Origin of the sequence: Chryseobacterium daecheongense (genome assembly GCF_003729955.1) — a bacterium.
GTDB classification, from domain to species: Bacteria; Bacteroidota; Bacteroidia; order Flavobacteriales; family Weeksellaceae; genus Chryseobacterium; species Chryseobacterium daecheongense.
Genome location: NZ_RJTX01000001.1, coordinates 648,648 through 673,834, shown reverse-complemented (window position 1 = coordinate 673,834; position 25,187 = coordinate 648,648). Strand labels below are relative to the sequence as shown.

Genomic DNA, 25,187 nt, shown 5'->3' with positions numbered 1-25,187 from the left:
TTGTTGTCTTATTTATAGAAACTGATTCATGGAACAATTAGAAAAGAATTTTATACTGGCGAAAAAACAGGACCGTAGAGGGCAGAAAGCCCTTTATGATATGTTTTCAGGTAAAATGCTCGCTATTGCGAATTCTTATACTAATAACATCCACGATGCAGAAGATATTCTGATGAATGCTTTCATGAAATGCTTCACCAAGATCCATGAATGCAGAGAATGGAAAAGCTTTCCTTTCTGGTTGAGGAAAATCGTAGTGAATGATTCCATCAGTTTTATCCGGAAGAATAAAAACATCCTCTATGTAGATATGGAAACTGCGGAAGATGTGTCCGATGATGATTTCGATGAACACCTCGGAGAAATCAATCTCGAAGAGATATTCTCTCAAATGCCGGTAGGATACAGACTGATCTTTAACCTGTATATTTTTGAAGAGAAAAAACATCAGGAGATTGCAGAAATCTTAAACATTTCTGAAGGAACAAGCAAAAGCCAGTTGAGTAAAGCGAAAAAATGGCTTACCGATTATTTAAAGACCAAAAAAAATGAACAAAGAAATACTGAAACAGTTAAAATCTGACTATGAAAAGCTTGAAATAAAGCCTTCTGCAGATCTTTGGGACAGAATAGACTCAATGGATCAAAAAACGGAAAAAGGGTCAGATTGGAGCCCTAAAGCGCATTTTCAGTGGTGGAAATACGCTGCGATAGTATTGCTTTTAATTTCAGTGGGAACAATTATTTATTACAATGTAAATAAAGTGGAACAGCACAATATCTTAAGCAGGACCCAAACGAATCAGATAAATGATAAAGATTTGGAGGGTATTCAGGAGAAACATAATAATGAAAATGTATTACCTGATTCTGAGCTCGCTGCGGATACAAAGCCTAGAAACTATAATACAAGCCAAAATAAAACTGCTGATCATTCAATTCGTCCGGATAAAACAATAGAATACACACAAAATATCACAAAAAAACAAAATGGTGACCTTGATAATACTCCTGTTCAAGTGGCTTCTGATGATCGTCAGATTAAGCATCCTGATGTTATTGTAAAGCCTGAAGAAAGCTTAGCTCCGGATAATAAACTGGCTGTTTCCACTGAAAAACTGGAAATAAAAAATACAAAATATGTCAAAGCATCTGATCTTCTCACAGGAAGAGAATATGATAAGGTACGGGGAAATCAGGAAACAACATCATATGGAAGAATAGATTTAAGCAGATTGAAGCCTCATTTTTCACAAGTGGTGTCTTTAGGAGTGACAGTACATTCAGAAACAAAATAATACAATCTTAATTTATTAAAATATCAATAATTATCCGGTTTCTGGTAACCGGACAGCCGAAATAATATTAAAAGATAATAAAAATGAAAAATACAATTCTACTATCTGCTTTGATGTTGACTGCTTCAGTGATGGCCTTTTCACAGGATAATAAATCTATTCGTCAGCAATATGAAACGTTGAATATGAGAATCAATAATTACACAGTGAAGATCGATAGTATCGTATCCTCTGAGAAAAAGAAAATGAATGAGGAACTGGATGTCATAGACAAAGATTTTAAAGATGGGAAAATATCTGCTGAAGAAAAGAAAAACCATTCTAACGAAATTGCTTTGAAATATGAAACGATTATTAATGAAAAAGTAGATGCGCAAAAAGAAAGCTTTGAAGAGATCACGAGGGAAAGAGTGAGAAAATCTGTATTTGGGAAAAGCGCCGATGAGAAAAAAAATGAAATGAAAAATCTTCTGAATAGTATGGATATTGTCATAAGCGGCGGGTATTTAAACCTTACTGAAAAATCCAAGCCCTTTGATTTCTTTAACAAACCTGAAGAAATTCGTTCCGGTTCATCTTTATCTTATCAATTAAGGTTTCAAATGCAAGTAGGAACATATACAAGTCCCGTATTTCTAAACTTTGGATTAGGAGTTCGTGCGGATATATATAACGCAAAGAAATCAACGGTTTTTGCCCAGGGTAACGAAAAATTGTTTATTACAGAATTTACACCGAAAAAGCTGAAGTATACACAATTAAAAGCAGAGTACCTTGAAATTCCTCTAGAAATGCAGTTTGTTCTCAATCCTAAATATGTGGAATACGATGGTGAAAAGTTTCTGGATGACAGCAAAAGACAATGGAGAATAGGAGCGGGAATCTATGGTGGAGTAAAAATTGGCAGCAGAATAAAATACAAATATGAAAATGAAGAATCCAGTAAGAATGTATTCAGGCAAAGAGTGGAAAACGGAATAAACCCATTCCTGTTTGGGGCAAAACTAAGTATTGGATACGCAGGAATCAGTTTATACGTGAAAAAAGATTTAACTCCTATTTTTAATGATGATGCCTTGATGAATAACAAAAACGGATTACAGATAGGACTGGAAGTTTTTAATTTAACTTTCTGATTTTCATAGATATAATTTTGTTTCAGACACACTTTTCGGAGTGTGTTTTTTTTCGTATTTTGGCACTTTAAGAAATATGAAAAATATTCAGTTATTAGGATGGGTACTAGTGGTTGTAGGAAGCTTTCTGCCCTTGGTTCATGTTCCCATCATTGGAAATTGGAATTATTGGAAGCTGGATCACTACTTGGCTATTGCCTGCTGGATTCTTTCCGCTTGCGCCCTGTTTGGGATCGTCAACAATAGCACGAAGATAGTAAGAACATTTGCTGTTTTTTTAATTCTCTTGTTCATCTTTACCTTAGTAGCAGTTAAGCTTCAGTCATTGGAATATTTTAGCTTTCTGCCCTTCAAATCATGGAGAGAAACTTTTGCAGGGATTGTAAAATTAAAATGGGGATGGGTCATTGAATTTCTGGGAGCTTTTCTGATGATCGCAACAAAAAGTACAAATAAAACACAAGTATGAATAAAGTTAAAGTAGTATCAGTAATGCTGCTGGTATTGGGCTTTTTCCAGGCCAAATCCCAGGAGACAGCATTCAAGACACCGGATAAGCCGGCAAAATGTAATAACATCAGAAATGGAAAATTTCTGCGGTCAGATTATCCGGAAGAAATTTGGTATATGACCATTAAAGGGAATGTTCAGACCGAATATTTCAATAATGGAAAAGATTACGTGAAGTCTACATTGGTTTTTGTAGATGACTGCAATTACAAAGCTATCGTTCTTGAAAAATCAGACAAATCTGATCCCATTCAGCCAGGAATGGTATATAGCAATAAAATTGTTGAAACAGAAAAGAACCTCATAAAAATTCAGACCAGTATTGAAAAAGAACAGCTTGAGCAGGTTTTAATAAAAGTAAATTAATACAAATAGAATTATAAAAATGAAACCGTAAGGTTCCATGTGACTAATAAAAATTAAATATATACACATGAAAGAAGTATTCATCGTTTCCGCAGTAAGAACTCCAATGGGAAGTTTTATGGGAAGTTTATCAACAGTTCCGGCTACAAAATTGGGATCTGTTGCAGTGAAAGGCGCATTAGATAAAATTGGTCTTGACCCTAAAAACGTTCAGGAAATCTACATGGGGAACGTTTTACAAGCTGGAGAAGGACAGGCTCCGGCTCGTCAGGTTGCTTTAGGAGCTGGACTTTCAGTTGAAACTCCTTCTACAACTATCAATAAAGTTTGTGCATCAGGAATGAAAGCGGTAATGATGGCTGCACAATCTATCAAAGCAGGTGATGCTGAAGTTATTGTAGCTGGAGGAATGGAAAACATGTCTATGGTTCCACATTATTACAATGCAAGAGTAGCTACCAAATTAGGAGATATCAAAATGCAGGACGGAATGGTTCTTGACGGACTAACAGACGTTTACAACAAAGTACATATGGGTGTTTGCGCAGAAAAATGTGCAACTGATTATAGCATTACAAGAGAAGAGCAGGATAACTTTGCCATTGAATCTTACAAAAGATCCGCAAAAGCCTGGAGTGAAGGAAAATTCAGCAATGAAGTAGTTCCTGTTGAAATTCCTCAGAGAAAAGGGGAACCGGTAATTTTCGCAGAGGATGAAGAATACAAGGCTGTAAATTTCGACAGACTTCCTACACTTCCTACAGTATTTAAAAAAGAAAACGGAACGGTAACAGCAGCAAACGCTTCTACATTAAATGACGGAGCTTCTGCTTTGATCCTTGTTTCTAAAGAGAAAATGGAAGAACTAGGTCTTAAGCCTTTAGCTAGAATCGTTTCTTACGCTGATGCAGCTCAGGAACCTGAAAACTTTACCACTGCTCCGGCAAAAGCTCTACCGATCGCTCTTAAAAAAGCAGGTTTAGAGCTTTCTGATATTGATTTCTTTGAATTTAATGAAGCTTTCTCAGTAGTAGGATTGGCAAACAACAAGATCTTAGGATTAGATGCTGCTAAAGTTAATGTGAACGGTGGGGCCGTAGCATTAGGACACCCGCTGGGAAGTTCAGGTTCCAGAATCATTGTGACATTGATCAATGTATTAAAGCAAAACAATGCAAAATATGGTGCTGCTGCTATCTGTAACGGTGGTGGAGGTGCTTCTGCTATTGTTATTGAAAACGTATAAGAATAAAATATTTCTTGATAAACAAAGCCCGGAATTTCCGGGCTTTTTCTATTTTAGACTTTGTCATTCTGACGCAGAAAGAATTCCGGCAATCATATATTGGTCATAACCTATGTTATCAAATCTTTAATTAAACAATAAAGTTTCACAGAAAGAAAATAAAACCACTGAATATTCAATGGTTTTTTTATTTTTGTGCTACTAATATTTATTTGAAATGTCTGAAATTGAGAATCAACAGCCTCAGAATATAAAGAATAATCCAAAGATTATGAAAGCCTGGGCTGTCTACGACTGGGCCAATTCCGTATACTCACTGGTTATTACCTCTACTATTTTCCCCATTTATTACTCCATTCTTACTACGGTGTATGAAAAGAAAGAATATGTAGCAGAAACCAAACAGTGGATCGATGTTCCGGTAAGACACATGATCAAGATCTTTGGTGAAGAATATCAGCCGGATGCAGTATATGGATATTCTTTAACGATTTCGTTCGTTATTGTGGTGTTGCTTTCTCCATTTCTGTCTTCTTTAGCAGATACCATTGGAAATAAAAAATCGTTCCTGCAGTTTTTCTGTTATCTGGGAGCTACTTCATGTATGGGATTAGCAATGTTTACAGGAATGCATAATGTATTTCTGGGACTATTGTTCAGCATTACGGCCAGTGTGGGATTCTGGGGAAGTTTGGTGTTCTATAATTCCTTTTTACCGGATATTGCCACCCGTGATAAGCAGGATGCATTGTCAGCAAGAGGATATGTGTATGGATATATAGGCTCTGTTGTATTGGTTGTGATCTGTTTGCTGCTGATTCAGGTTTTTGCTAAAGGAGCTGCACAACAATTATTATTTACGAGAATCAGTTTCTTATTGACCGGGGCTTGGTGGTTCGGTTTCTCACAATATACATTCAAACATTTACCACAGTTCGGAGATGTTAAAGATAAGCTTCCCAAAGATCTGGTGTTGTTGAATTATAAAAACATCTTCAAAAAACATGAAGAGCAGGGAGGCTTCTTCGAAGTTCTTAAAGATAACATGAGCTTCTATAAAGACATTGCCAAAGAAAGTTTTCATGAATTATTCAAAGTAGGAAATGATCTGGCGAAGGACAGGAATTTAAAGTTCTTTCTATTAAGTTTCTTCTTTTACAGTGTAGGAATGCAAACCATTTTTTTAATGGCAACATTATTTGGAAAAAGTGAAATTAATCTTGCCCAGGATAAACTGATTGCCACACTTTTAGTCATTCAGATCGAAGCTATTATAGGAGCGGTGATATTCTCAAGATTATCAAGAAAAATAGGAAACAAGAATGTGATTTCCATCGCTGTTATACTTTGGATTGTTGCGTGTATCTGGGCATACTTCCTGAATAAAGAAAATCCTACAGTGGAATATCAGTTTTATGGTGTTGCAGCAGTTGTAGGATTGGTAATGGGAGGACTTCAGGCGATGTCAAGATCTACCTATTCCAAGTTACTTCCTGAAGATTCTATGGAAAATACAACCTTCTTCAGTTTCTATGATGTACTGGAAAAGATGGCGATCATTATTGGGACATTCATTTTTGCTACCTTAATTGATCATTTCAATAATATGCGTATTGCGGCACTTTCCATGACACTGTTCTTCGGAGTGGGATTAATACTTGTCCGCTTCGTGAAAATCAATATGCTGAAAGACAGAGATACTTTATAAAATTCAAGACGTTATTTTTAACGTCTTTTTTATGGTATCAATCAGCAGAATATGTATATTTCGGTCTGAATTTTGCTATTATTCGACGGAATAATTTTAACTTTGCAAAAAAGATTTATTTAAATAATGACAAACCCTTTATTTTACGCCAAAATCCTTTTGTTCGGAGAATACGGAATCATTGAAGATTCCCAAGGTTTGACATTACCTTATAGTTTCTATAAAGGTACCCTCAAGTTCTCATCATTAGATTCCGATTTTGAAAAGAAATCTAATGAACATCTGATCAAATACGCAGAATATTTAACTGATCTTGAACTCCCTCAAGGTTTTGAGCTGAATGTTTCCAAATTCCAGGAAGAAATTGCCGAAGGATTATTCTTCGACAGCAACATCCCGCAAGGATACGGAGTAGGTAGCTCAGGAGCGTTAGTAGCTGCTATTTTCGAACGTTATTCTATTACTAAGCATCATCCTGAGAATATTTCAAAAGACGAGCTTAAAAGCCTTAGAAAAGTCTTTGGTTTAATGGAAAGCTATTTCCATGGAAGAAGCTCCGGAATTGATCCTCTTATTTGCTATATGAACCTGCCCATTCTTATTGAAAGTAAAGAAAGTGTAGATAAAGTAGCGATTCCTAAAAGTGAAGAAGGAAAAGGTGCTATTTTCCTTATTGATTCAGGAATGACAGGGGAAACCGGGCCCATGGTCCAGATTTTCTTTGAAAAAATGAAAACAGAAGGTTTCCGCAAAACTTTGAAAGAAGAGTTTATCCGTTACAATAATGCCTGTATTGATGCTTTCCTTAAAAAAGATATGAATCCTTTCTTCAGAAACTTAAAAAAGCTTTCTCACTGGGCGTATGAACATTTCCGTCCAATGATCCCTGAGAGCCTTTTTAACGTATGGAAAAAAGGACTGGATTCAAATGCTTATTACCTGAAACTCTGCGGAAGCGGTGGAGGCGGCTATATTTTAGGCTTCACCAAAGATTATGAAAAAGCTGAAAAAATGCTTGACGGTTTCCATAAAGAAGTGATTTACAGATTTTAATTGTAATGGGAATGAATTCTGAAAAAGAAACTTTTCAATCCCAGAATATTACCTCCAAATCTCTATTTTACAGATTTTCACAATTCGTGGGCTTTCTTTTGGGTGCTCGTGTTTTTGTGGCTGCCCTGCTTACTTTTGCTCTTTATGTGTCCACATTCTTTCTTTTTAACCAGGAAGAGAGCCTTAGAAACTTCGTTTTTGATTTTAAAGTGCATGGAATTATCTTCTGTACTGTTTTATGTATTCTGGCGGGTGGAATTATCAATCAGTTCTATGATTTTGAAAAAGATCATCTCGTAAAACCTTTCAGAACAAGAGTTCAGAGCTTTATCAAGCAGAAATATTTTCTCTATGCCTATCTTACATTGAGCGTAATTTCCCTCGGTGTGGCATGGATGATTTCCCACAGAGTATTCGTTTTCTTCCTGATCTACCAGTTTTTTATGTGGTTTTACAGCCATAAGCTAAGCCGGATTTTAATTGTCAATAATCTGACTTTCGTTAGTCTTACATTATATCCTTTCTTCGGAATGATGGTGTATTATGAAACCTTCTCCATGAAAGTTTTCTTAATGGCCATTTTCCTGTTTCTGATGCTTTTATGTATTGATATTGCCAAAGATACCCTTACTAAAAGCGTTGACAAGGCTTTCGGTTATACTACAATTCCGAATTATTTTAAAAGTAACACTACAAAGTTGATCCTTATTTCACTCCTGATCATTACAATGGCCATTTCCATGAAGATCATTGCCAGAACTAATGTTTGGGGATTTATGAGCGATTATTTTGCGGTGGGGTTGTTTGTTTTTATTACCTGCATTTATTTTCTTTTGAACGATTCCAGGAGAAGCAAATTCATCACCCTGAATATCCTCCGGCTATGGGTTTTCGTAGGAATAATTGCCATGCTTTTAAATGGAATTGAAAGTAAATTATAGAAAATATTCTTTTGAAACAAAGAGGTTATTATTACCTTTGCACAACTAAATTTAATAAAAAAGAATGCCCATTTTTAATGATACTAAAGTTGCATTTGCAGACAAATCAGATGCACAGCTAAGAAAAGCATACTGGATGTTCAAAATGATTGAGCAGCCTGCTCTTACCAGTTTTGGTACCTCTATCCTTAATTTCACGGTTCATAATAATTTCCCTTTTGTTACCGGAATTGTAAAGAATACTTTGTTTGAACAATTCTGCGGTGGTGAGACCCGTGAAGAAAGTATGAAAGTGGTGAAGCAGCTTTTCAAAAGAGGGGTAGGAAGTATTTTCGATTATTCCATTGAAGGAAAAGAAGATGAGGAAACTTTTGATGCGGTTTGCAAAGAGATTAAAGATATTGTAAGGTTCTCCGTGGGAAACCCGGCTATTCCTTTTATCGTTTTTAAGCCTACTGCTTTTGGAAGAATTGATCTGTATGAAGCTGTTGGTAAAGGAGCCGAACTTACTTCAAGCCAGAAAGAAGAATGGGAAAGAGTAGTGAGAAGATTTGATGAGGTCTGTAAATTATGCCATGAAAATGATAAAAAAGTAATGGTAGATGCTGAAGAAACATGGATGCAGGATGCGGCAGATCACCTTTGTGAAGAAATGATGGAGAAATATAATCAGGAAAAGCCTATTGTTTGGAATACCATCCAAATGTACAGGACAGGCAGACTGGAATATATGGAAGAACATCTTCAGAGAGCCAGGGAAAAGAATTATTTTATTGGATATAAGATCGTTCGTGGTGCCTATATGGAAAAGGAAAGAGCAAGGGCAGCAGAAAAAGGATACCCTGATCCGATCCAGCCCACTAAAGAAGCCTCAGATAAGAACTATAACGCAGGAATTGATTTTGTGATGAATCACCTGGATAAAGTTTCTGCTTTCTTTGGGACTCACAATGAAATTTCTTCAGAATTGGTTATGGATAAAATGAAGGCTGCCAATCTTGAGAATGGTAATCCTCATGTCTATTTCGGGCAGCTTTACGGAATGAGTGATAATATTACTTTTTATTTATCTGATAAAGGCTATAATGTGGCCAAATATCTTCCGTACGGTCCTGTGAAAGATGTAGTTCCATATCTTACGAGAAGGGCTCAGGAAAACACTTCTGTGGCCGGACAAACAGGTAGAGAATTAGGACTCATTAAAAAAGAATTGGAAAGAAGAAAAGGCAAATAGGAATGCCATTAAAATACAAAAGCCTCGCTATGCGGGGCTTTTTTTATATCAATAATTGATAAAATTATTTTAATTATTAATACTATTAATGATAATGTAATTATTTAATATATTCTTTGCTAATTTAATTATATTTTATATATTTGGTTAAACTAATAAAAACTAACTGCCGTGAAAAATATTCTTTCCATTGCTGCTATATTTTCTATAGCGAATTTTACCTACCATAAATTGTTATAACAGAAATTTAATGATTTCTGAGATTGGCTGTGTCTAAAAGTGGAATAGAAAATAACGGCACTTGAAATAAAAAACTAAAGCAATAGTTTAGCTTTCTTCTTCAAATATTTTTTTACCTGGTCAGTGCCTGATCAGGTATTTTTATGGCTCATAGCTTTCAAATTTTCCGTTTTCAAAGAACAAAACAATTCTTTTGATCTTATGATCCTGGTTTCCAATAACTTGACTTATAATTTCTTCATTGGTTTTTTCTAATCGCTGAGAATCGTTTATTTTCTCATCAACTGTACCTTGATTCGGTATATCAAATTCTCGGGGGCTTTGTTTTAGCACTCTGTCTTCACTTTCCGTCACTCCAAAATTGTCATCATCTATTAAAGTGAATAAATCAGGCAGTGAAGTAGGCTTCGCTTTTTCTTCCACAATTTCTTCTTCTTCAACAGCAGGTTCATCAGACTTTAGCATCTCTCCATCACCGTTAATCAACCAATCCCAAAGAATCTCCGGGAATCTGGATTTGATTTTAATGATGAATTCCAAAGAAGGTTTATTCCTACCTGAAGTGATGTGGGAAATAGAGGAACGCTGCACATCAATCTCATCCGCAAACTCTGAAGGAGTGAAGTTAGAATACTCTATAACTTTTGAAATTCTTTCATTTAAACTCATCAAAATAAGTTTTTCGTTACTTTACAAATGTAAAGATAAAGTTTACAAATGCAAAATACAAAAGTAAACAATTGTAATCTTTTATTGTATACAAAAGTAAACAACATTAGAGTTCTGATAATCAGTAATTTGAATCAAGAAATAGGAGTTACTAACATTTTCTGTTTGTAAATTGGTTGCTATCATTCATCTTATTATTGATCTTAAAGTAAAAGATGAGATAGATGCTATATTGATAAATTTAAAGAGAGTTATTTTAGCATTAAACCCCTATTGAAGCCTACTTCGAGATATTTGACATCAATAAATGCCTTATAGAGTGGGAGACAGGTTAAATGGCTGATTTTATAGCATATTATGGAATAGAAGTCCGAGAAAGGATCTGCTTTCAGTCCTGTATACCTCTTTATGGTATGCATTTTCAGATTAATTAGTAAGAGATAATGATAGTATTCTTTTTGAAAACTTACAGTATTTATTTCAACTAAAATTCAGACCTTAAAAATTGAGATTAAAATCAAAAATCAAGCTATTTACATTTGTATATGTGGATAAAATAAGTACTTTTTCCACATCTGACATGTTTAACGAAATTACGCTCAATTCTGGACAAATGGGGCTTTTAGTACTTAAAGTAAATATAAAAATATAGTTTAGATAAATATTTTAATTAATTGATTTTAAATAATTTAAATAATGTATATTGAATTTTTATCAATCCACAATTTTATCAACAGACATTATGGCAATTTACAATGTTTAATAATGTTACAAATGTGAATTTCTTTTTCTAAGTAAAAATGGCTAAATTTGACTCTTGTAAACCACTTCTCAAATGAACTTTGAACAGATTTATATTCAAAATCCGCATTTCCCAAATCGCTATATTTCCCCTGAAAAATTATTTTCTTACCTACAGGCGAATCTCAGCGATTACATTCAGGAGATTGGAAGATCATATTTAGATAAACCGATTTATAAATTAAGCATAGGTTCCGGACCTATTCAGGTACTGGCTTGGTCACAAATGCACGGAAACGAATCCAATGCGACCCATGCCATGCTTGATTTATTGTTGAGTCTGGATAATATGCCTCAAATGAAAGAGGATCTTTTCAGCAAAATTTCATTGGATTTTATCTTTATGTTAAATCCGGATGGATCAGAAAGATGGACAAGGTTAAATGCTGTGGATATTGATCTGAACAGGGATTTCCATAATGAAGCAAGTAAAGAGATTAAGTTTCTTAAAAGTCTGGCTTCTTCCAAAAGGTATGATTATGCCTTAAATCTGCATGAGCAGAGAACCATATTTACAACAGACGGTATACATCCTGCAACGCTTTCCTTTCTGGCGCCATCAGAAAATGTAGAACGTACAGTTACTGAAAACAGGAAAAAATGTATGGCAGTGATTGCTGCTGTTTATAATCATCTGAAAGAATTAATACCTAATCAGATCGGAAGATATTCAGATGAATTTTATCCGACTTCTACCGGCGATAATTTCATCAAAAGCGGAATGCCTACCATTTTATTTGAAGGAGGACATTTTGAAGATGATTATACGAGAAAAGGAACAAGAAAATATTATACAATAGCCCTTTATTATGCTTTAAAGGCGATCAGTGAGCTGAATTCCGATATTAGCGGCTGGGAAACATACTTTGAAATTCCTGAAAACCAGGAAACCCATTATGACATTGTTTATAGAAATGTAAAGCTTAATACGGATCATCTTTGTGTTTTGGATGTGGCGGTTCAGTACAGGGAAATAATGGAGGAAGGAAAGGATGAGATCTCTTTCGTACCTTTTGTAGTGGAGGTAGGGGAAGTAAAAAAACGAAAAGGCTGGCTGGAAATAGACTGCACAGGGAAAAAATTTGTTTCTGCAACAAAATATCCGAAACTGGATGCGGTAGTAGATTTTACCATAGAAGACTAAAAAAGCGGAACAATTGTTCCGCTTTTGTTTTATACAAAGTTTGTCAATTCAAGAGGAGAATCTCAAAATGGATCTTCATCATAATAAGAATGACAAAGTATTAGTTTACCACTTTAATTCCGCTGGCTACAAACCTGATCTCTTCTTTCGGTTTTGTAATGGCATCAATTTCAGATTGTGGTTTTTTAGCATCTTCAGCATAGTGCTTTTGCTCATCAACAGAAATTACTTTTCTTTCAGCATTTCCTTCCAATACAACATTCTTTCCTTTTAAAGCGGTTGGAACGAAGAAAGCATAATCCTTCATTTTTACGAAGAACTGAGAATCATCTTCTGTTTTAATAGTTAACCAGCATCCTTTTTTCTCGCAAACATCCGTCACAGTTCCTTTGATAGCAACATTTTCAGCTTTCTTATTGTCTTTTTTCATTTTTTTGGACAACTTATCCACTGTAATCGCTTTAGATTCGGAAGCTTTAGCAACTCCTGCTCCATATGTGTCTCCTACAAGAGCGTTTCCTGCTGGTGGAGAAACTTTCTTCTCAGCGGTTTCCTGTGCAAATGCCAGTGTAGAAACACTTACTGCTGCTGCAAATAATAGGGCTTTGAATTTCATTTTTAATATTTTTTCCAAAAATACTAATAAAATTTGAATCCAAAATAAGATTAAAATTAATCAAAAGCATATTTATTTTGAATATGTAAACAAAATATAAAAACAAATGCATATTTGTTTATATTTGACGCCTATACATCTTTATGCAGAAAAAACTAAAACTCTGGGACGCCATTATGCTGGTAATGGGGTCAATGATCGGAAGTGGAATCTTTATTGTAAGTGCAGATATGATGCGGAATCTAGGTTCCGGATACTGGGTGATCGTAGTATGGATCATTACCGGGATCATGACTGTTGCTGCAGCGATAAGCTACGGTGAGCTTTCAGCCCTATTTCCGAAAGCGGGTGGGCAGTACACTTATCTTACAGAAATTTTTGGTAAAAAAATGGGGTTCCTTTATGGTTGGGGATTGTTTACAGTGATTCAAACGGGAACCATTGCTGCCGTTGCAATGGCATTTGGGAAATTTACCGCTTATTTGGTTCCTTCCCTGAACAATGCCGCTCCGATTTTTCAAAGTGGAGAATTTCAGATCACCTGGATACAAATCGTGGCAATTATCATTATTCTTTTACTTACTTATATTAATACAAGAGGGGTAGAAAGCGGAAAATTATTACAGAATATATTCACAGGATCCAAAGTGATCGCTTTATTGGGACTGATTGCTGCCGGGTTTATTTTAGTAGATGTCTCCCATTTGGCCGAGAACTTTAGCTTTGGAACCGATTCTTTCAATAATCTTAAAAAAGATCTTTCAGGAACTTTTCTTAAAGAAGGATGGGAACCTATCGGAGGAATGACATTATTAGGTGGAATTGCTGCCGCAATGGTAGGCTCTGTATTCAGCTCTGTAGCCTGGGAAAGCGTAACTTTCGTTTCCGGGGAGATAGAAAACCCAAGGAAAAACGTAGTAAAATCAATGATCTACGGAACTTCTGCGGTAATGATTCTGTATATAGCCGTGAATTACGTTTATCTGAATGCACTAGACAGAGATTCCATAGCTTTTGCAGCGAATGACAGAGTAGCGGTGGCCGCATCACAGAACATTTTCGGAAGTGCCGGAACTATTATTATCGCTTTATTGGTAATGATCTCTACTTTCGGATGTAATAACGGATTGATCCTGGCCGGTGCAAGAGTATTCCAAACCATGGCAAAAGATGGCTTATTCTTTAAATCCGCCGTTGAAAACAATAAAAATGAAGTTCCCGGAAATGCTTTATGGATGCAGGGAGTTTGGGCTTCTCTCTTATGCCTGAGCGGTCAGTACGGCAACCTTCTGGATATGATCTCCTTTGTCATTGTATTATTCTATATGATCACCGTTTTCGGGGTGATTTACCTGAGATTGAAGCAGCCTGATCTGGAAAGACCTTACAAAACATGGCTGTATCCGGTTACTCCGATCATTTATTTATTAATAGGCTCAGGATTCTGTATTTTACTCTTAATTTATAAGCAACAATACACATGGCCCGGGTTTTTAATGGTCTTATTGGGACTTCCTGTCTACTATTTTATCAATAGAAATAAAAAAGAAATTCACTAATATATTTACGGCTTTCAAACTTGTTTGAAAGCCGTAAATTTTAAATAACATTTTTAAATTCTTATAACATTTTATTTCCTGAAAATGTTTAATTTGGTATTTCGTTTAGATAAATTGACCATGATGTAAAAAATAAGAAGTTGATTGTATGGACACACCAAATTACAGAATGCCTTTTGTTCCGTCAACATTAATGACTGAGGGGGGAAGTATTGATACCTGCGATATGGGAGAAAGTATTGCCCACAATATTATGTTGCTGATCACCACTAAAAAAGGCGAAAATAGATATGATGAAAATTACGGAAACGATGTCTGGAATCTGGAATTCGATAATGGCGTTACAAGTGCCGTCTGGGAAAGTGTTTTTATCAAAAGTCTGAAAAGGCAGATACAGGACTATGAACCCAGAATTGTTCAGCCGCAAATTCAAGCCCATGTAGAATTTGTGGAGCACAGTTACGATACAAAAGAGCATACGGAAATCAAGAAAAAAGTCAGAATAGCCATTAATGCTAAAATGGAAGCTACGGGAGAGCGTTTCAGCTTTTCCACGGAGCTGTTTTTGAGCCCTATGTCGATAGATTAAGTACTTTATTGTAATCAGAATTATGAATTTAGATCAGAATATATATTCCAAAGAATCGGTAAAAGCAAGAATGCTTCAGAATGCCACAAAAGTATGGGGATTGAAAAGCCCGCAGTCACTAGACCCTTTTGTGAAATTATTGATCGATGCTTTCAGTACTGAGGTTTTTAAGGCCAATAATGAAATACAGACCGTGAATGCCCGTATTTTAGAAAAGCTCGCCAAACTTCTCACCCCATCTATTTATACTCATCCGGTTCCGGCTCATGCAGTAGCATTTATATCGCCTTATGAGTCGTCAGAGATTTTGTTGGAACATACGGAGTTTTTCTTCAGAAAACAGGTGACTTCCATTATCAAATCTGAATCGGATAAGCAGATTAATATTCCTTTTACGCCTGTAGGAAACGTAAGGATTAATAAAATGCAAACCTCCATTATGTTCGTAGGAAATACGTGTTATAGTATTGATGACAGGCTGAATAAAATTCCAGTTGCAAGATTCCAGGGAAAACCGGAAGATTACCGAAAGATTACCATCGGGATCAATGTCACCAAATATACCAGCGAAAATTTTCCGAAGCAGATCAGTATGTTTTGCTCAAACCCTGCTTATGAACATTTGGATTTTGTGTATAAGTTGCTGCCTTACATCACAGTGAACAGCAACGGAAATCCTTTGTTTGTGAAAGAAGGGATTACCTATCTGAAAAATAACCAATCAGAAGGATATGAACAGATGTTCCGTGAGCAATCCATCAAAACAAAAACTATTGAAGATATTAAAAGTATTTATCGTCATAAGTTCATAGAAATTACGGGAATTTCAGATACATTAATTTCAGAAGCGGGAAAACTTCCTGAGAATCTGGATTTTCTTGAAGGAAAAGATGAAATTACAAAAACGTTGGAAGGGAAGCGTTATTTATGGCTTACTTTTGAATTTCCACCTCAGTTTTCTGCAGAAATTTTAGATAATTTTTCATTCGTTCTGAACGCCTTTCCGGTTTATAACAGAGGCTGGAAAAAAACGGAGTACAGCCTTGATATCATGGGAAATAACATTCCGTTGGTCACAGATGAAGGCGAACACTTTCTCTATGTGGATGAAGTGCAGGATGGAGAAGGAAGAGTCTACATGGAAATCCCCTTTACCCCAACTGATGATCTTAAAAAAGGTTTATATACGGTAAGAAAGGGCGGAATGGAACGTTTTACCAATAGAAATGCCGTTGATATGATTGCCAATGTTCTGGAGCTCACCAGAGATGAGATTGCGGCATTTTCCCTTTTGAACAGGGATAATGTAAAAAGTATCCTAAGTGAAATGTCCGATAAGATGAAGTCGATGGTACAAAAAGTGAACAATGCCAAAAGAAACATCAAACAGGAACTGAATTACGTAATTATGGAACCTGTTGAAAAGACAGATCATACGTATGCAGCTTTTTGGGTAACCCATTGTACTTTAGCTAATCATATGCGTCCCGGGACAGAATTGTCTAATCAATTGAAATCACAGTCTTTAGTACTTCTGACTGAAACTATTGGTGGAGCAGAGGAACAAAAAGGAACAGATAGTATTCAGGCTTATAAATATGCCCTGACGACAAGGGATAAGATCATTTCTCTGGAAGATGTGAAGAATTATTGCAGAATGGTTCTGAAAGATGAGCTCAAAGACGTAAGGGTAAAAAGAGGAACTATGATCAGCAACAAGCCCAAAGAAGGATTTGTACGTACCGTTGAAGTAGAGATCATACCTCAGAATTATGCATTTTACGGAAGAGCCTATTGGGAAAATATGGCCAATATCTTAAGAAACCAGATCATCTCCAAAGCGATTGATGGAATAGAGTATCAGGTAAAGATCAGCAACGAGGATGCAGATTTCTCCGATAACTAAATAGACTGTAAACTACTCGCAGAAATTCCGAATTCCTTTTTAAAGGCAAAAGAAAAATGAGATAAATTCTCAAAACCGAGATCAACATAAATATCTGTTGGTCTCTGTTTTTTTTCTTCAATGAGAAACCTGGCTTCCTGCAAGCGGCGTTTTATAAGCCAGCGGTTCGGAGTTTCATTAAAAATAGTTTTGAAATCTCTTTTAAAAGCGGATAAGCTTCGGCCTGTAAGAAAAGCAAAGCGTTCCATGCTGACATTGAATTTATAATTCCGCTGCATGAATTCTTCAAGATCCAAACGCCCCGGAACACCAAAATCAAATAAAATGTCCGATAATTCGGGATGCAGCTGTAATAGGATCAGCAATAATTCTTCCCTTTTCAGATCGGAAAACGTTTCACTCACATTGCCGGAGCCGTTGTAATAAGGTTCTAATGAAAGTAAAAAACTATTGATCAGTTGATCTTTCTTTAATTTGATAAAAGCATCTTTTGAAGTATGGTTCTGAAAATTAATGCGGTGCTTCCTCTGGAAATTTTTCAAAAATAATTCATCAAAAAAGAAGATCACTTTTTCAAATTCATTTTCATCCGTTCTTACTTTGTTGTACCGTGCGAGTCTGTTTTTGCGAACAATACAGCTTTCACCGGGTCTTAATGTATAATGTTTATTGCCGTCATAGCCGTTCATCGTACCTTTTGCCAGAAACAAAAAGAAATGCTCTGCAATAAACTGTTCCGGGGAAATGGCAGGACCTACAAAACAGGATTTTATTTCAGTGATCTTCATGATTTTGTGTATTTTGATGTCTTTTACCTCTAAAATAAGTTTACTGTACCCTTTACTTTACAATATTTAATTGAATTAAGCTATTGGCGGTTGCAAGAATGGATTCTTCCGTGGAACGGGGTTTCCAGCCTAACATTCTGATGGCTTTTTCACTGCTTGCTCTTTTTACCATTCCTAAGTAGGGAGTAACAACTTTTAATTTTGGATTGAATATAGCCAATAATTTTATAATCCAGCTCGGTAATTCTTTGGTGGGAACTTTGGCTGCTTTCTCTCCCAGGTTTTTTCTAAGTACATTGGATATGTCTAACAATGAAACACCTTCTCCCGCCACGGCAATAAAACGATGTCCGTTGGCTTCGGGTATTGTCATTGCTTTAAAATGCAGGTCTGCAACGTCACGAACATCCACATATCCTGACGTAATTTTAGGGCAGGCTTTCATCTCACCATTCAGCATTTGCTTTACATTTTGAATAGAATGTGAAAAATCATCCGCTAAAACAGGCCCTAAAACCCCTGTAGGATTTACCACAGCAAGCTCCATTCCCTTTCCTTCATTCTGTATAAAATCCCATGCGGCTTTTTCAGAAATTGTTTTGGACTTTTGATAAGGGAATACGGTTTCATTTAAAACGGTCCAGTCTTCCTCTGTATACGGGGTAGTTTTTACAGTTCCAAAAGCTACAGCTCCGAATGCTGAAGTAAGAACTACTCTTTTCACTCCGGCTTTTTTCGCAGCACGCATCACGAAAAGCACTCCGTTTTTAGCCGGAATTACAAAATCATCTTCTGTTTGGGCATTAGTGTAAGGCGTTGGAGAGGCCACATGAATCACATACTGACAATCTTCAACTGCCTTTTCCCAACTGAACTCATCCTGTAAATCGGCCTCCACAAAAGATAAGTCTTGAAAAGAATGGATTCCGCCTTCTTTGAGCATACTTTTTACCAACTCGGATTTTTTTAGGGAACGGAGAGTTGCTTTTACCTTATAACCATTGTTCAATAAAGCGATGATGCAATAAGATGCAATAAATCCTGAACCTCCCGTTACCAAAACTGTTTCTTTAGTATTCATTTTTTAAGTATTTTGATACAGCAAATTTCAGGAACCTGCAATCAATTGAATGTGTTGAAAAGTCCAATTTATTTTGCTGAAAAGTTCAGATACATTTTTGAATATTTCCTGATAGGGAATAAAGCAAAGAATCTAAAAGTTCTCAGGAAATCAAACCCTAAAAATTTTAATTCTTTTTTAACTAAAATCTTAAACTTTTGTGTCTTTTGTAGTTAAGAAAATTCCATAAAATTCCGTAATTTTGCACATCGTGATTTTCAGGCAGAATCACACCGAATTATGAGCAAATCAACAGAATATATAGAAGTTTACGGTGCTCGTGAACATAATCTTAAAAACATCAACGTCAAAATTCCACGCAATGAACTGGTGGTGATTACCGGACTTTCGGGAAGCGGTAAATCGTCATTGGCTTTTGATACCATTTTTGCGGAGGGACAACGCCGTTATATTGAAACATTTTCAGCGTATGCCCGTCAGTTTTTAGGTGGTCTGGAGCGTCCTGATGTGGATAAGATTGAAGGGCTTTCTCCAGTAATTGCTATTGAGCAGAAGACTACCAATAAAAATCCGCGTTCAACAGTAGGAACAGTTACGGAACTCTATGATTTCCTTCGTCTGCTATATGCGAGAGTTTCTGATGCATACTCACTTTCCACCGGAAAAAAACTCGTAAGCTATACCGAAGAGCAAATCCTTGAAACCATTAAAGAAAACTATAAAGGCGAAAAAATAATGCTATTGGCACCTGTGGTAAGAGCCAGAAAAGGACATTATCATGAGCTTTTCGTTCAAATGGCTAAAAAAGGCTACGGACAGGCAAGAATTGATGGCGAGTTACAGGATATTGAATATGATCTGAAATTGGACCGCTACAAAACCCATGATATCGACATTGTGATCGACCGCTGGATCATCGGAGAAAATGCATCCGAAAGCAGAATGGAAAAATCGTTGAGAACGGCAATGGAAATGGGAGAGGGAATCGTCGGAATTCAAAAATTAGGAGGTACGGATATTGAATATTTCTCTAAAAATTTGATGGATGCGGAAACAGGCCATTCATTAGCTTTGCCGGAACCTAATACATTTTCATTCAACTCTCCGAAAGGAAGCTGCCCAAGCTGTAAAGGATTGGGAACCATCAAAAAAATCAATACGGATTATTTCATTGAAAATCCTAAGCTTTCCATTAACCAGGGAGGATTATTGCCTTTAGAAGATATAAAATCCAACAAATGGATTCTTTCACAGATCAAAAGCATTCTCGAAATTTTCGGTTTAGGACTAACTACTCCCATGAAAGATATTCCTGAAGAAGCTTTGGACTATATCTACAATGGGTGCCATAAAGAATTCAATAAAGATCTTAAATACGCGGGAATTACTAAGAAGATCAAGATCAGTTTTGATGGACTGATTCCGTTTATGGAGGAAATTATTGATGAAAGGGAATCTTATGAGGCTATTCTGCTGGAAAGGCATTTCACTACGGAAGAAACCTGTCCGGAATGTAATGGAACCCGTCTTCAATCATCCAGCTTAAGCTTTAAGATTGATGGGAAAAATATAGCAGAAGTTAATGCTTTGAGCCTAGCTGATTTGAAAGATTGGCTAGCTGACGTTAAAGACAAATTCTCCGAAAAAAATAAAATCATTGCTCACGAGATTTTAAAGGAAATAGAAACCCGCCTTCAGTTCTTATTGGATGTGGGATTAGATTATCTAAGTTTGAGCAGAAGTTCCAAAACACTTTCGGGTGGGGAATCACAGAGAATTCGTTTGGCGACACAGATCGGGTCTCAATTAGTGAATGTTCTGTACATTCTGGATGAGCCAAGTATCGGACTGCACCAAAGAGATAATGAAAGATTGATCAATTCTTTAAAAAACCTTCGGGATATCGGAAACTCTGTTTTGGTGGTAGAGCATGATAAAGACATGATCCTGGAAGCTGATGAGGTGCTGGATATCGGTCCGAGAGCCGGAAAGTTCGGAGGTGAAATTCTTTGGCAGGGAAAACCAAAAGATTTGTTGAAAGCCGATACCATTACGGCTCAATACATCAATGGAGAAAGAAAAATTGAAGTTCCGGCACAAAGAAGAGCCGGAAACGGTAAAAATATACTCTTAAAAGGAGCTACAGGAAATAATCTTAAAAATGTAACCCTAGATATCCCATTAGGAAAACTGGTTGTGGTAACCGGAATCTCAGGAAGCGGAAAATCTTCTCTGATCAACGGAACATTGTACCCGATCCTGAACAAACATTTTTACAGAGCCGTTCAGGAGCCATTACCATACAAAAAGATCGAAGGTCTTGAAAACATTGATAAAATTGTAGATGTAGATCAAACCCCGATTGGTAGAACGCCTCGTTCAAACCCTGCAACCTATACCGGAATGTTTACGGATATCAGAAACCTTTTTGCAGAATTGCCGGAAAGTAAAATCCGTGGCTATAAACCGGGAAGATTTTCTTTCAATGTAAAAGGAGGAAGATGTGAAACCTGTCAGGGAGGAGGTTTGAAAGTGATTGAAATGAACTTTTTACCGGATGTATATGTTCATTGTGAAACCTGCAACGGAAAACGTTTCAACAGAGAAACCCTTGAAGTTCGTTACAAAGGAAAATCTATTTCTGATGTACTGGATATGACGATTGATGAAGCGGTTGAATTCTTCCAGCCCATTCCTAAGATTTATGCTAAAGTAAAAACCTTGCATGATGTAGGACTAGGATATATTACTTTAGGGCAACAGTCTACAACTCTTTCAGGAGGGGAAGCTCAACGTATCAAATTAGCTACGGAATTATCTAAAAAACAAACTGGAAATACCCTTTATATTCTTGATGAGCCTACAACGGGGCTTCACTTCGAAGATGTGAAAATTTTAATGGATGCTATTAATCAATTAGTAGAATTAGGAAACTCATTCATCATCATTGAACATAATATGGATGTGATTAAGCTGGCAGACCATATTATCGATGTTGGGCCGGAAGGAGGAAAGCATGGCGGACAGATTGTTTCACAAGGAACTCCGGAAGAAATCGTGAAGTCTAAGAAGAGCTTGACAGGGAAGTTTTTGAAGAGGGAATTGGAGAAATCTTTAAAATACATTTAAATTAAGGTCAAATCGGTAAGATTTGACCTTTTTTTGACTTAAAAAAATAACTTTCAATGTTAAATTTTAATTATTTTATAAATCCAAATAATTGATAATCAGCTTATTGAATTTTAATGTTAACTGAATGTTAACTCAATATGAAATTAATGTGAATTATTTTTATACCTTTGGGTAAGAGATGCTGAAAAAAATAATATGTAATTTAAAACCAAAGAGTTATGAAAAATAAAATTCAAATATTGATTGCTTCATTTTTTGTTTTCGGATTGGTAACAGTTTTTAATACTGTAAAAGCACAGCAAACTAATGTTATTCAGGAAATACAAATTAACAAAAATGGACCTCTTGATGAGATCAGAGAACTTTTAGTATATAATTTTGACCCTACCAATCCTGATTTCAAACAGGGAATTGTAGATTCAGAAGTAAAATTTGAGATCAATGAAAAAGGGAAAATTGTAAATGTACATTCTAAAGGAGACTGTAAAAATGTAAGCAAAGAAATTGAAAGTATATTGAGCCACCTTCAATATAAAGTAAACAGTAAAAAACTAAATAAAGACATGCTCGCATCCATCTATGTAATGCCTGTAAGAGTACATATTACTGAATAAAACTAAATTATATAATCGTTTAAAAGCCATACAATCCGTATGGCTTTTTATTTTAACGATTTCTGTATATAATGAAAACTTTAAACATTAAATTGTAATAAAGTATTGCAATTGTCGTTTTATCTTTAACCTACAAAATTAAAACGATATGAAAAATTTAAAGAAACTGACCAAAGAAGATTTAAAGAAGGTAAGCGGAGGTGCTCCTAAAAAGTACTGCGTGTATTGCGAATGGATGAATGCTGTTGTTTGCAGCGAAGTTCCGATCTCTCAATGTCCTTAAAAAAAAAAGCCGCTTAATAGCGGCTTTTTTTTTTATTTCTTTTCACACCAAAAAATCATGAACTCTCTTTAGCTAATCATAAAAATTTATACATTTGATATAAATAACTTTTTAAGTGAATCCTATTCTTGATGTCGCTTTGCGTTCCCTCTGCGTTTACCTGTTCATGGTAATTGCTATCCGTTTATTTGGTAAAAACCAGCTTTCCCAGCTCAATGCAGGAGATGTGGTTTTATTGCTGTTAATCTCCAATGCGGTTCAGAATGCAATGGTAGGCCCTAATACATCTCTGGAAGGAGGCCTTATTGCAGCATTGGTGTTATTTGTCGCTAATTTTATTCTAAAAAGATTGATGTTCTCCAATCGTTCCTTTGAAACCTTTATGGAAGATGATCCTGTTATTCTGGTGAAAGACGGAGTGGTAGATGAAAAGGCGCTAAACAAGGTCAAAATTACAAAAAGCGAACTGGAAGAAGCTATCAGAGAACATGGGGTAGCAAGCATTGAGGATGTTAAGTTATCCCTTTTGGAAGTAGATGGGAATATCAGTGTTATTTCACAGGATGAAAAGAATAAGCAAACTCATTATTCCAGGATCAAAAGAAAAAACAAAAGAAAATATCATTAAAATACAATGAACTACGAATTAAGAGAAATGTTGCCTGGCGATCTGCCTAAAGTTTTAGCCATATTTGAACAGGGAATCAATGGTGGAATGGCTACATTTGAAACTGAAGTTCCGAACAGTGAAGCCTGGGATATGGAATTTTTCAACGAATGCAGATGGGTGCTGGAAAACGAAAATAATGAAGTTATAGGTTGGTGTGGTTTAAAGCCTGTAAGCAAAAGGCAATGTTTTAAAGGAGTGGCAGAAGTAAGCATTTATTTCGATAATAATTACCAAGGGAAAGGTTTAGGTACAGTTCTGCTAAAAAAACTGATTTTAGATAGTGAAGAACGTGGATTCTGGACATTACAATCCAATATATTCCCCGAGAATCAGGCTTCTGTTGCCTTTCACCAGAAAAACGGCTTTAGAATGGTAGGAATGCGTCATAAGTTAGGACAATTGAATGGCGAATGGAAAGATGTAGTAATGTTGGAGAGAAGAAGCGGGACAATAGGTGTTTAAAAAAACAAAAAAATATAATTTCTCTACTTTTACCGTAAACAGGCATTATTTTACAGGTTAAAATAAGATTTTCTCGGGAAAAATATACGATTCTCAAATCTTTGGCATTATGATTGTTTATTTCCGTTCTAGAAATTTGAAATAATGTAAATATGAAAGGTTTGATTAAAATTGTAGGAGTGGTAGTGGTACTATTTATGCTTTCTTCATGTATAGTACACGAGCACCACGGGAGGAGAGGTCTTCCACCAGGACACGCTAAAAAATATTATGGTGGAAGCGCAAGGTATTATGCTCCAGGTCATGTGAAAAAAAGAGTATATTACTATGATGACCACAGAGGAGGTCATAAACACGGCCATAAAAAACACCACAGAGACTAAAAATTTGAAAATAAGAAATACCTTGAATCTTCAAGGTATTTTTATTTTATGCATAAAGCAAAACAATCTTTGCCAATCCCTAAATTCGAATCATTTGGCATCAACCTTGATCATTTTTTATTGTAACCCCTAAAGTAAATAAGATATGAAAAGTTTATCTCGGTTTATAGGAGGTTTGATCTTAGTTTGTATGCTCAGTTCATGTTTGCATCATCCGCCACCTCCTCCGAAACCTCCGCATCCGCATGGGCGATAAGAATGTAATAAAAAAAAGCTCTGAATTTCAGAGCTTTATGTATGCTTCAAACTATAATCTAGATTTCTTAGGATTCAGGAAGGTATTGAAGATCATCACTTCCTGTCCGAATTGTTTCTCAATTCTTTCTGCAATATTCAAAAGCTCGCTCTTGATAAAATCCTCTCTTAATTCATCATTGTCAAATATCAAAAGAAGATTATAATTCTTTCCTTCCTCAATATAATCACTGTGTACATCGGATAAGATATATTTGCTTACATCCAGGAGATTTTCGGTCATTAAAATCAATGACTCGTCCATATAATTTTCCCATTCTTCAATATTATTTTTCGTGCAGTGGAAAGTTATACTTAATACGCTCATATTTTATGAATTTTTAAGATTTTGTGGATAAATTCTAAGGCAAAAATCGGCAAATTTTTCGTAAATTAGCCCGTTAATAAAAATTGGAGATAGATAATTTTCAGACACACAGCTAAAAGTCTGACAATCATTATAA

Annotated in this window: 25 protein-coding genes; 20 read left to right on the top strand and 5 right to left on the bottom strand. The window is 35.8% G+C overall.

Translation table 11 applies throughout. The annotated features are described in order from the left end of the window. The first annotated feature begins 28 nt into the window (after positions 1–28). From EGI05_RS03105 to EGI05_RS03060, 10 genes are all read left to right on the top strand, one after another. Positions 29–583, top strand: a complete 555-nt coding sequence (locus tag EGI05_RS03105) for an RNA polymerase sigma factor (RefSeq protein ID WP_123261599.1) — start codon at positions 29–31, stop codon at positions 581–583. Beyond that, complete coding sequence (locus EGI05_RS03100; RefSeq protein ID WP_123261598.1) at positions 549–1,298, top strand: hypothetical protein; 750 nt, start codon at positions 549–551, stop codon at positions 1,296–1,298. The genes EGI05_RS03105 and EGI05_RS03100 overlap by 35 nt, the downstream gene beginning before the upstream one ends. 83 nt (positions 1,299–1,381) lie before the next feature. Continuing rightward, entirely contained in the window at positions 1,382–2,434 is a 1,053-nt protein-coding gene (locus EGI05_RS03095) for a porin family protein (protein WP_134197375.1), read from the top strand. 76 nt (positions 2,435–2,510) lie between these two features. Beyond that, positions 2,511–2,903: a hypothetical protein gene (locus EGI05_RS03090; RefSeq protein ID WP_123261596.1), complete on the top strand. Its 393-nt coding sequence runs from the start codon at positions 2,511–2,513 to the stop codon at positions 2,901–2,903. After that, a complete protein-coding gene (locus EGI05_RS03085) occupies positions 2,900–3,310 on the top strand; it encodes a hypothetical protein (RefSeq protein WP_123261595.1) in 411 nt (136 codons plus the stop codon). The genes EGI05_RS03090 and EGI05_RS03085 overlap by 4 nt, the downstream gene beginning before the upstream one ends. 67 nt (positions 3,311–3,377) lie before the next feature. After that, a complete protein-coding gene (locus tag EGI05_RS03080; protein WP_123261594.1) occupies positions 3,378–4,556 on the top strand; it encodes an acetyl-CoA C-acyltransferase in 1,179 nt (392 codons plus the stop codon). 217 nt (positions 4,557–4,773) lie between these two features. After that, on the top strand, positions 4,774–6,264 hold the full coding sequence (locus EGI05_RS03075) for an MFS transporter (protein WP_123261593.1): 1,491 nt from the start codon (positions 4,774–4,776) through the stop codon (positions 6,262–6,264). A gap of 126 nt (positions 6,265–6,390) precedes the next feature. Next, the gene (locus EGI05_RS03070) at positions 6,391–7,317 is read left to right on the top strand and encodes a mevalonate kinase family protein (RefSeq protein ID WP_123261592.1); all 927 of its coding nucleotides are present in this window, start codon (positions 6,391–6,393) and stop codon (positions 7,315–7,317) included. 11 nt (positions 7,318–7,328) lie between these two features. Continuing rightward, positions 7,329–8,258: a UbiA family prenyltransferase gene (locus tag EGI05_RS03065; protein ID WP_123262559.1), complete on the top strand. Its 930-nt coding sequence runs from the start codon at positions 7,329–7,331 to the stop codon at positions 8,256–8,258. A 64-nt stretch (positions 8,259–8,322) separates the two neighbouring features. Beyond that, positions 8,323–9,492 (top strand): proline dehydrogenase family protein, encoded by a 1,170-nt coding sequence (locus tag EGI05_RS03060; protein WP_123261591.1) that lies wholly within the window; start codon positions 8,323–8,325, stop codon positions 9,490–9,492. Positions 9,493–9,873: 381 nt separating this feature from the next. Here EGI05_RS03060 and EGI05_RS03055 read toward each other — a convergent pair whose 3' ends face one another. After that, positions 9,874–10,401 carry a helix-turn-helix transcriptional regulator gene (locus EGI05_RS03055; RefSeq protein ID WP_123261590.1) on the bottom strand — a complete coding sequence of 176 codons (528 nt, stop codon included), beginning with the start codon at positions 10,399–10,401 and terminating at the stop codon, positions 9,874–9,876. Positions 10,402–11,236: 835 nt separating this feature from the next. On the opposite strand from EGI05_RS03055, the gene EGI05_RS03050 reads away from it, so the two are divergent. Further along, a complete protein-coding gene (locus tag EGI05_RS03050; RefSeq protein WP_123261589.1) occupies positions 11,237–12,346 on the top strand; it encodes a M14 family zinc carboxypeptidase in 1,110 nt (369 codons plus the stop codon). A gap of 100 nt (positions 12,347–12,446) precedes the next feature. On the opposite strand, the gene EGI05_RS03045 is transcribed toward EGI05_RS03050, so the two are convergent. Next, complete coding sequence (locus EGI05_RS03045; protein WP_123261588.1) at positions 12,447–12,962, bottom strand: DUF4920 domain-containing protein; 516 nt, start codon at positions 12,960–12,962, stop codon at positions 12,447–12,449. A gap of 143 nt (positions 12,963–13,105) precedes the next feature. On the opposite strand from EGI05_RS03045, the gene EGI05_RS03040 reads away from it, so the two are divergent. The 3 genes from EGI05_RS03040 to EGI05_RS03030 all read left to right on the top strand — a co-directional run bounded on the left by EGI05_RS03040 (position 13,106) and on the right by EGI05_RS03030 (position 17,016). Further along, positions 13,106–14,521, top strand: coding sequence for an APC family permease (locus EGI05_RS03040; RefSeq protein WP_123261587.1), 1,416 nt, complete (start codon positions 13,106–13,108; stop codon positions 14,519–14,521). Positions 14,522–14,669: 148 nt separating this feature from the next. After that, positions 14,670–15,110 carry a GPW/gp25 family protein gene (locus tag EGI05_RS03035; RefSeq protein ID WP_123261586.1) on the top strand — a complete coding sequence of 147 codons (441 nt, stop codon included), beginning with the start codon at positions 14,670–14,672 and terminating at the stop codon, positions 15,108–15,110. Positions 15,111–15,132: 22 nt separating this feature from the next. Further along, entirely contained in the window at positions 15,133–17,016 is a 1,884-nt protein-coding gene (locus EGI05_RS03030; protein ID WP_123261585.1) for a type VI secretion system baseplate subunit TssF, read from the top strand. Here the strand turns inward: EGI05_RS03030 and EGI05_RS03025 are convergent. Continuing rightward, complete coding sequence (locus EGI05_RS03025; RefSeq protein ID WP_123261584.1) at positions 17,013–17,804, bottom strand: helix-turn-helix domain-containing protein; 792 nt, start codon at positions 17,802–17,804, stop codon at positions 17,013–17,015. The genes EGI05_RS03030 and EGI05_RS03025 overlap by 4 nt on opposite strands. Positions 17,805–17,856: 52 nt before the next feature. Then, on the bottom strand, positions 17,857–18,885 hold the full coding sequence (locus tag EGI05_RS03020) for an SDR family oxidoreductase (RefSeq protein ID WP_123261583.1): 1,029 nt from the start codon (positions 18,883–18,885) through the stop codon (positions 17,857–17,859). Between the two features lie 279 nt (positions 18,886–19,164). Here EGI05_RS03020 and uvrA point away from each other — a divergent pair, with 279 nt between their 5' ends. The 6 genes from uvrA (at position 19,165) to EGI05_RS02990 (ending at position 24,429) form a co-directional block, all read left to right on the top strand. Beyond that, a complete protein-coding gene (gene uvrA / locus EGI05_RS03015; protein WP_123261582.1) occupies positions 19,165–22,014 on the top strand; it encodes an excinuclease ABC subunit UvrA in 2,850 nt (949 codons plus the stop codon). A gap of 221 nt (positions 22,015–22,235) precedes the next feature. Then, positions 22,236–22,631 carry a hypothetical protein gene (locus EGI05_RS03010; protein WP_123261581.1) on the top strand — a complete coding sequence of 132 codons (396 nt, stop codon included), beginning with the start codon at positions 22,236–22,238 and terminating at the stop codon, positions 22,629–22,631. A 148-nt stretch (positions 22,632–22,779) separates the two neighbouring features. Beyond that, the gene (locus EGI05_RS03005) at positions 22,780–22,914 is read left to right on the top strand and encodes a bacteriocin-like protein (RefSeq protein ID WP_123261580.1); all 135 of its coding nucleotides are present in this window, start codon (positions 22,780–22,782) and stop codon (positions 22,912–22,914) included. A 115-nt stretch (positions 22,915–23,029) separates the two neighbouring features. Continuing rightward, entirely contained in the window at positions 23,030–23,542 is a 513-nt protein-coding gene (locus tag EGI05_RS03000) for a DUF421 domain-containing protein (RefSeq protein ID WP_123261579.1), read from the top strand. Positions 23,543–23,548: 6 nt separating this feature from the next. Continuing rightward, positions 23,549–24,046 carry a GNAT family N-acetyltransferase gene (locus EGI05_RS02995; RefSeq protein ID WP_123261578.1) on the top strand — a complete coding sequence of 166 codons (498 nt, stop codon included), beginning with the start codon at positions 23,549–23,551 and terminating at the stop codon, positions 24,044–24,046. Positions 24,047–24,198: 152 nt separating this feature from the next. Then, on the top strand, positions 24,199–24,429 hold the full coding sequence (locus tag EGI05_RS02990; protein ID WP_123261577.1) for a hypothetical protein: 231 nt from the start codon (positions 24,199–24,201) through the stop codon (positions 24,427–24,429). A gap of 307 nt (positions 24,430–24,736) precedes the next feature. Here the strand turns inward: EGI05_RS02990 and EGI05_RS02985 are convergent, their stop codons facing one another. After that, entirely contained in the window at positions 24,737–25,051 is a 315-nt protein-coding gene (locus EGI05_RS02985; RefSeq protein ID WP_123261576.1) for a DUF4286 family protein, read from the bottom strand. Between the last annotated feature and the right edge of the window lie 136 nt (positions 25,052–25,187).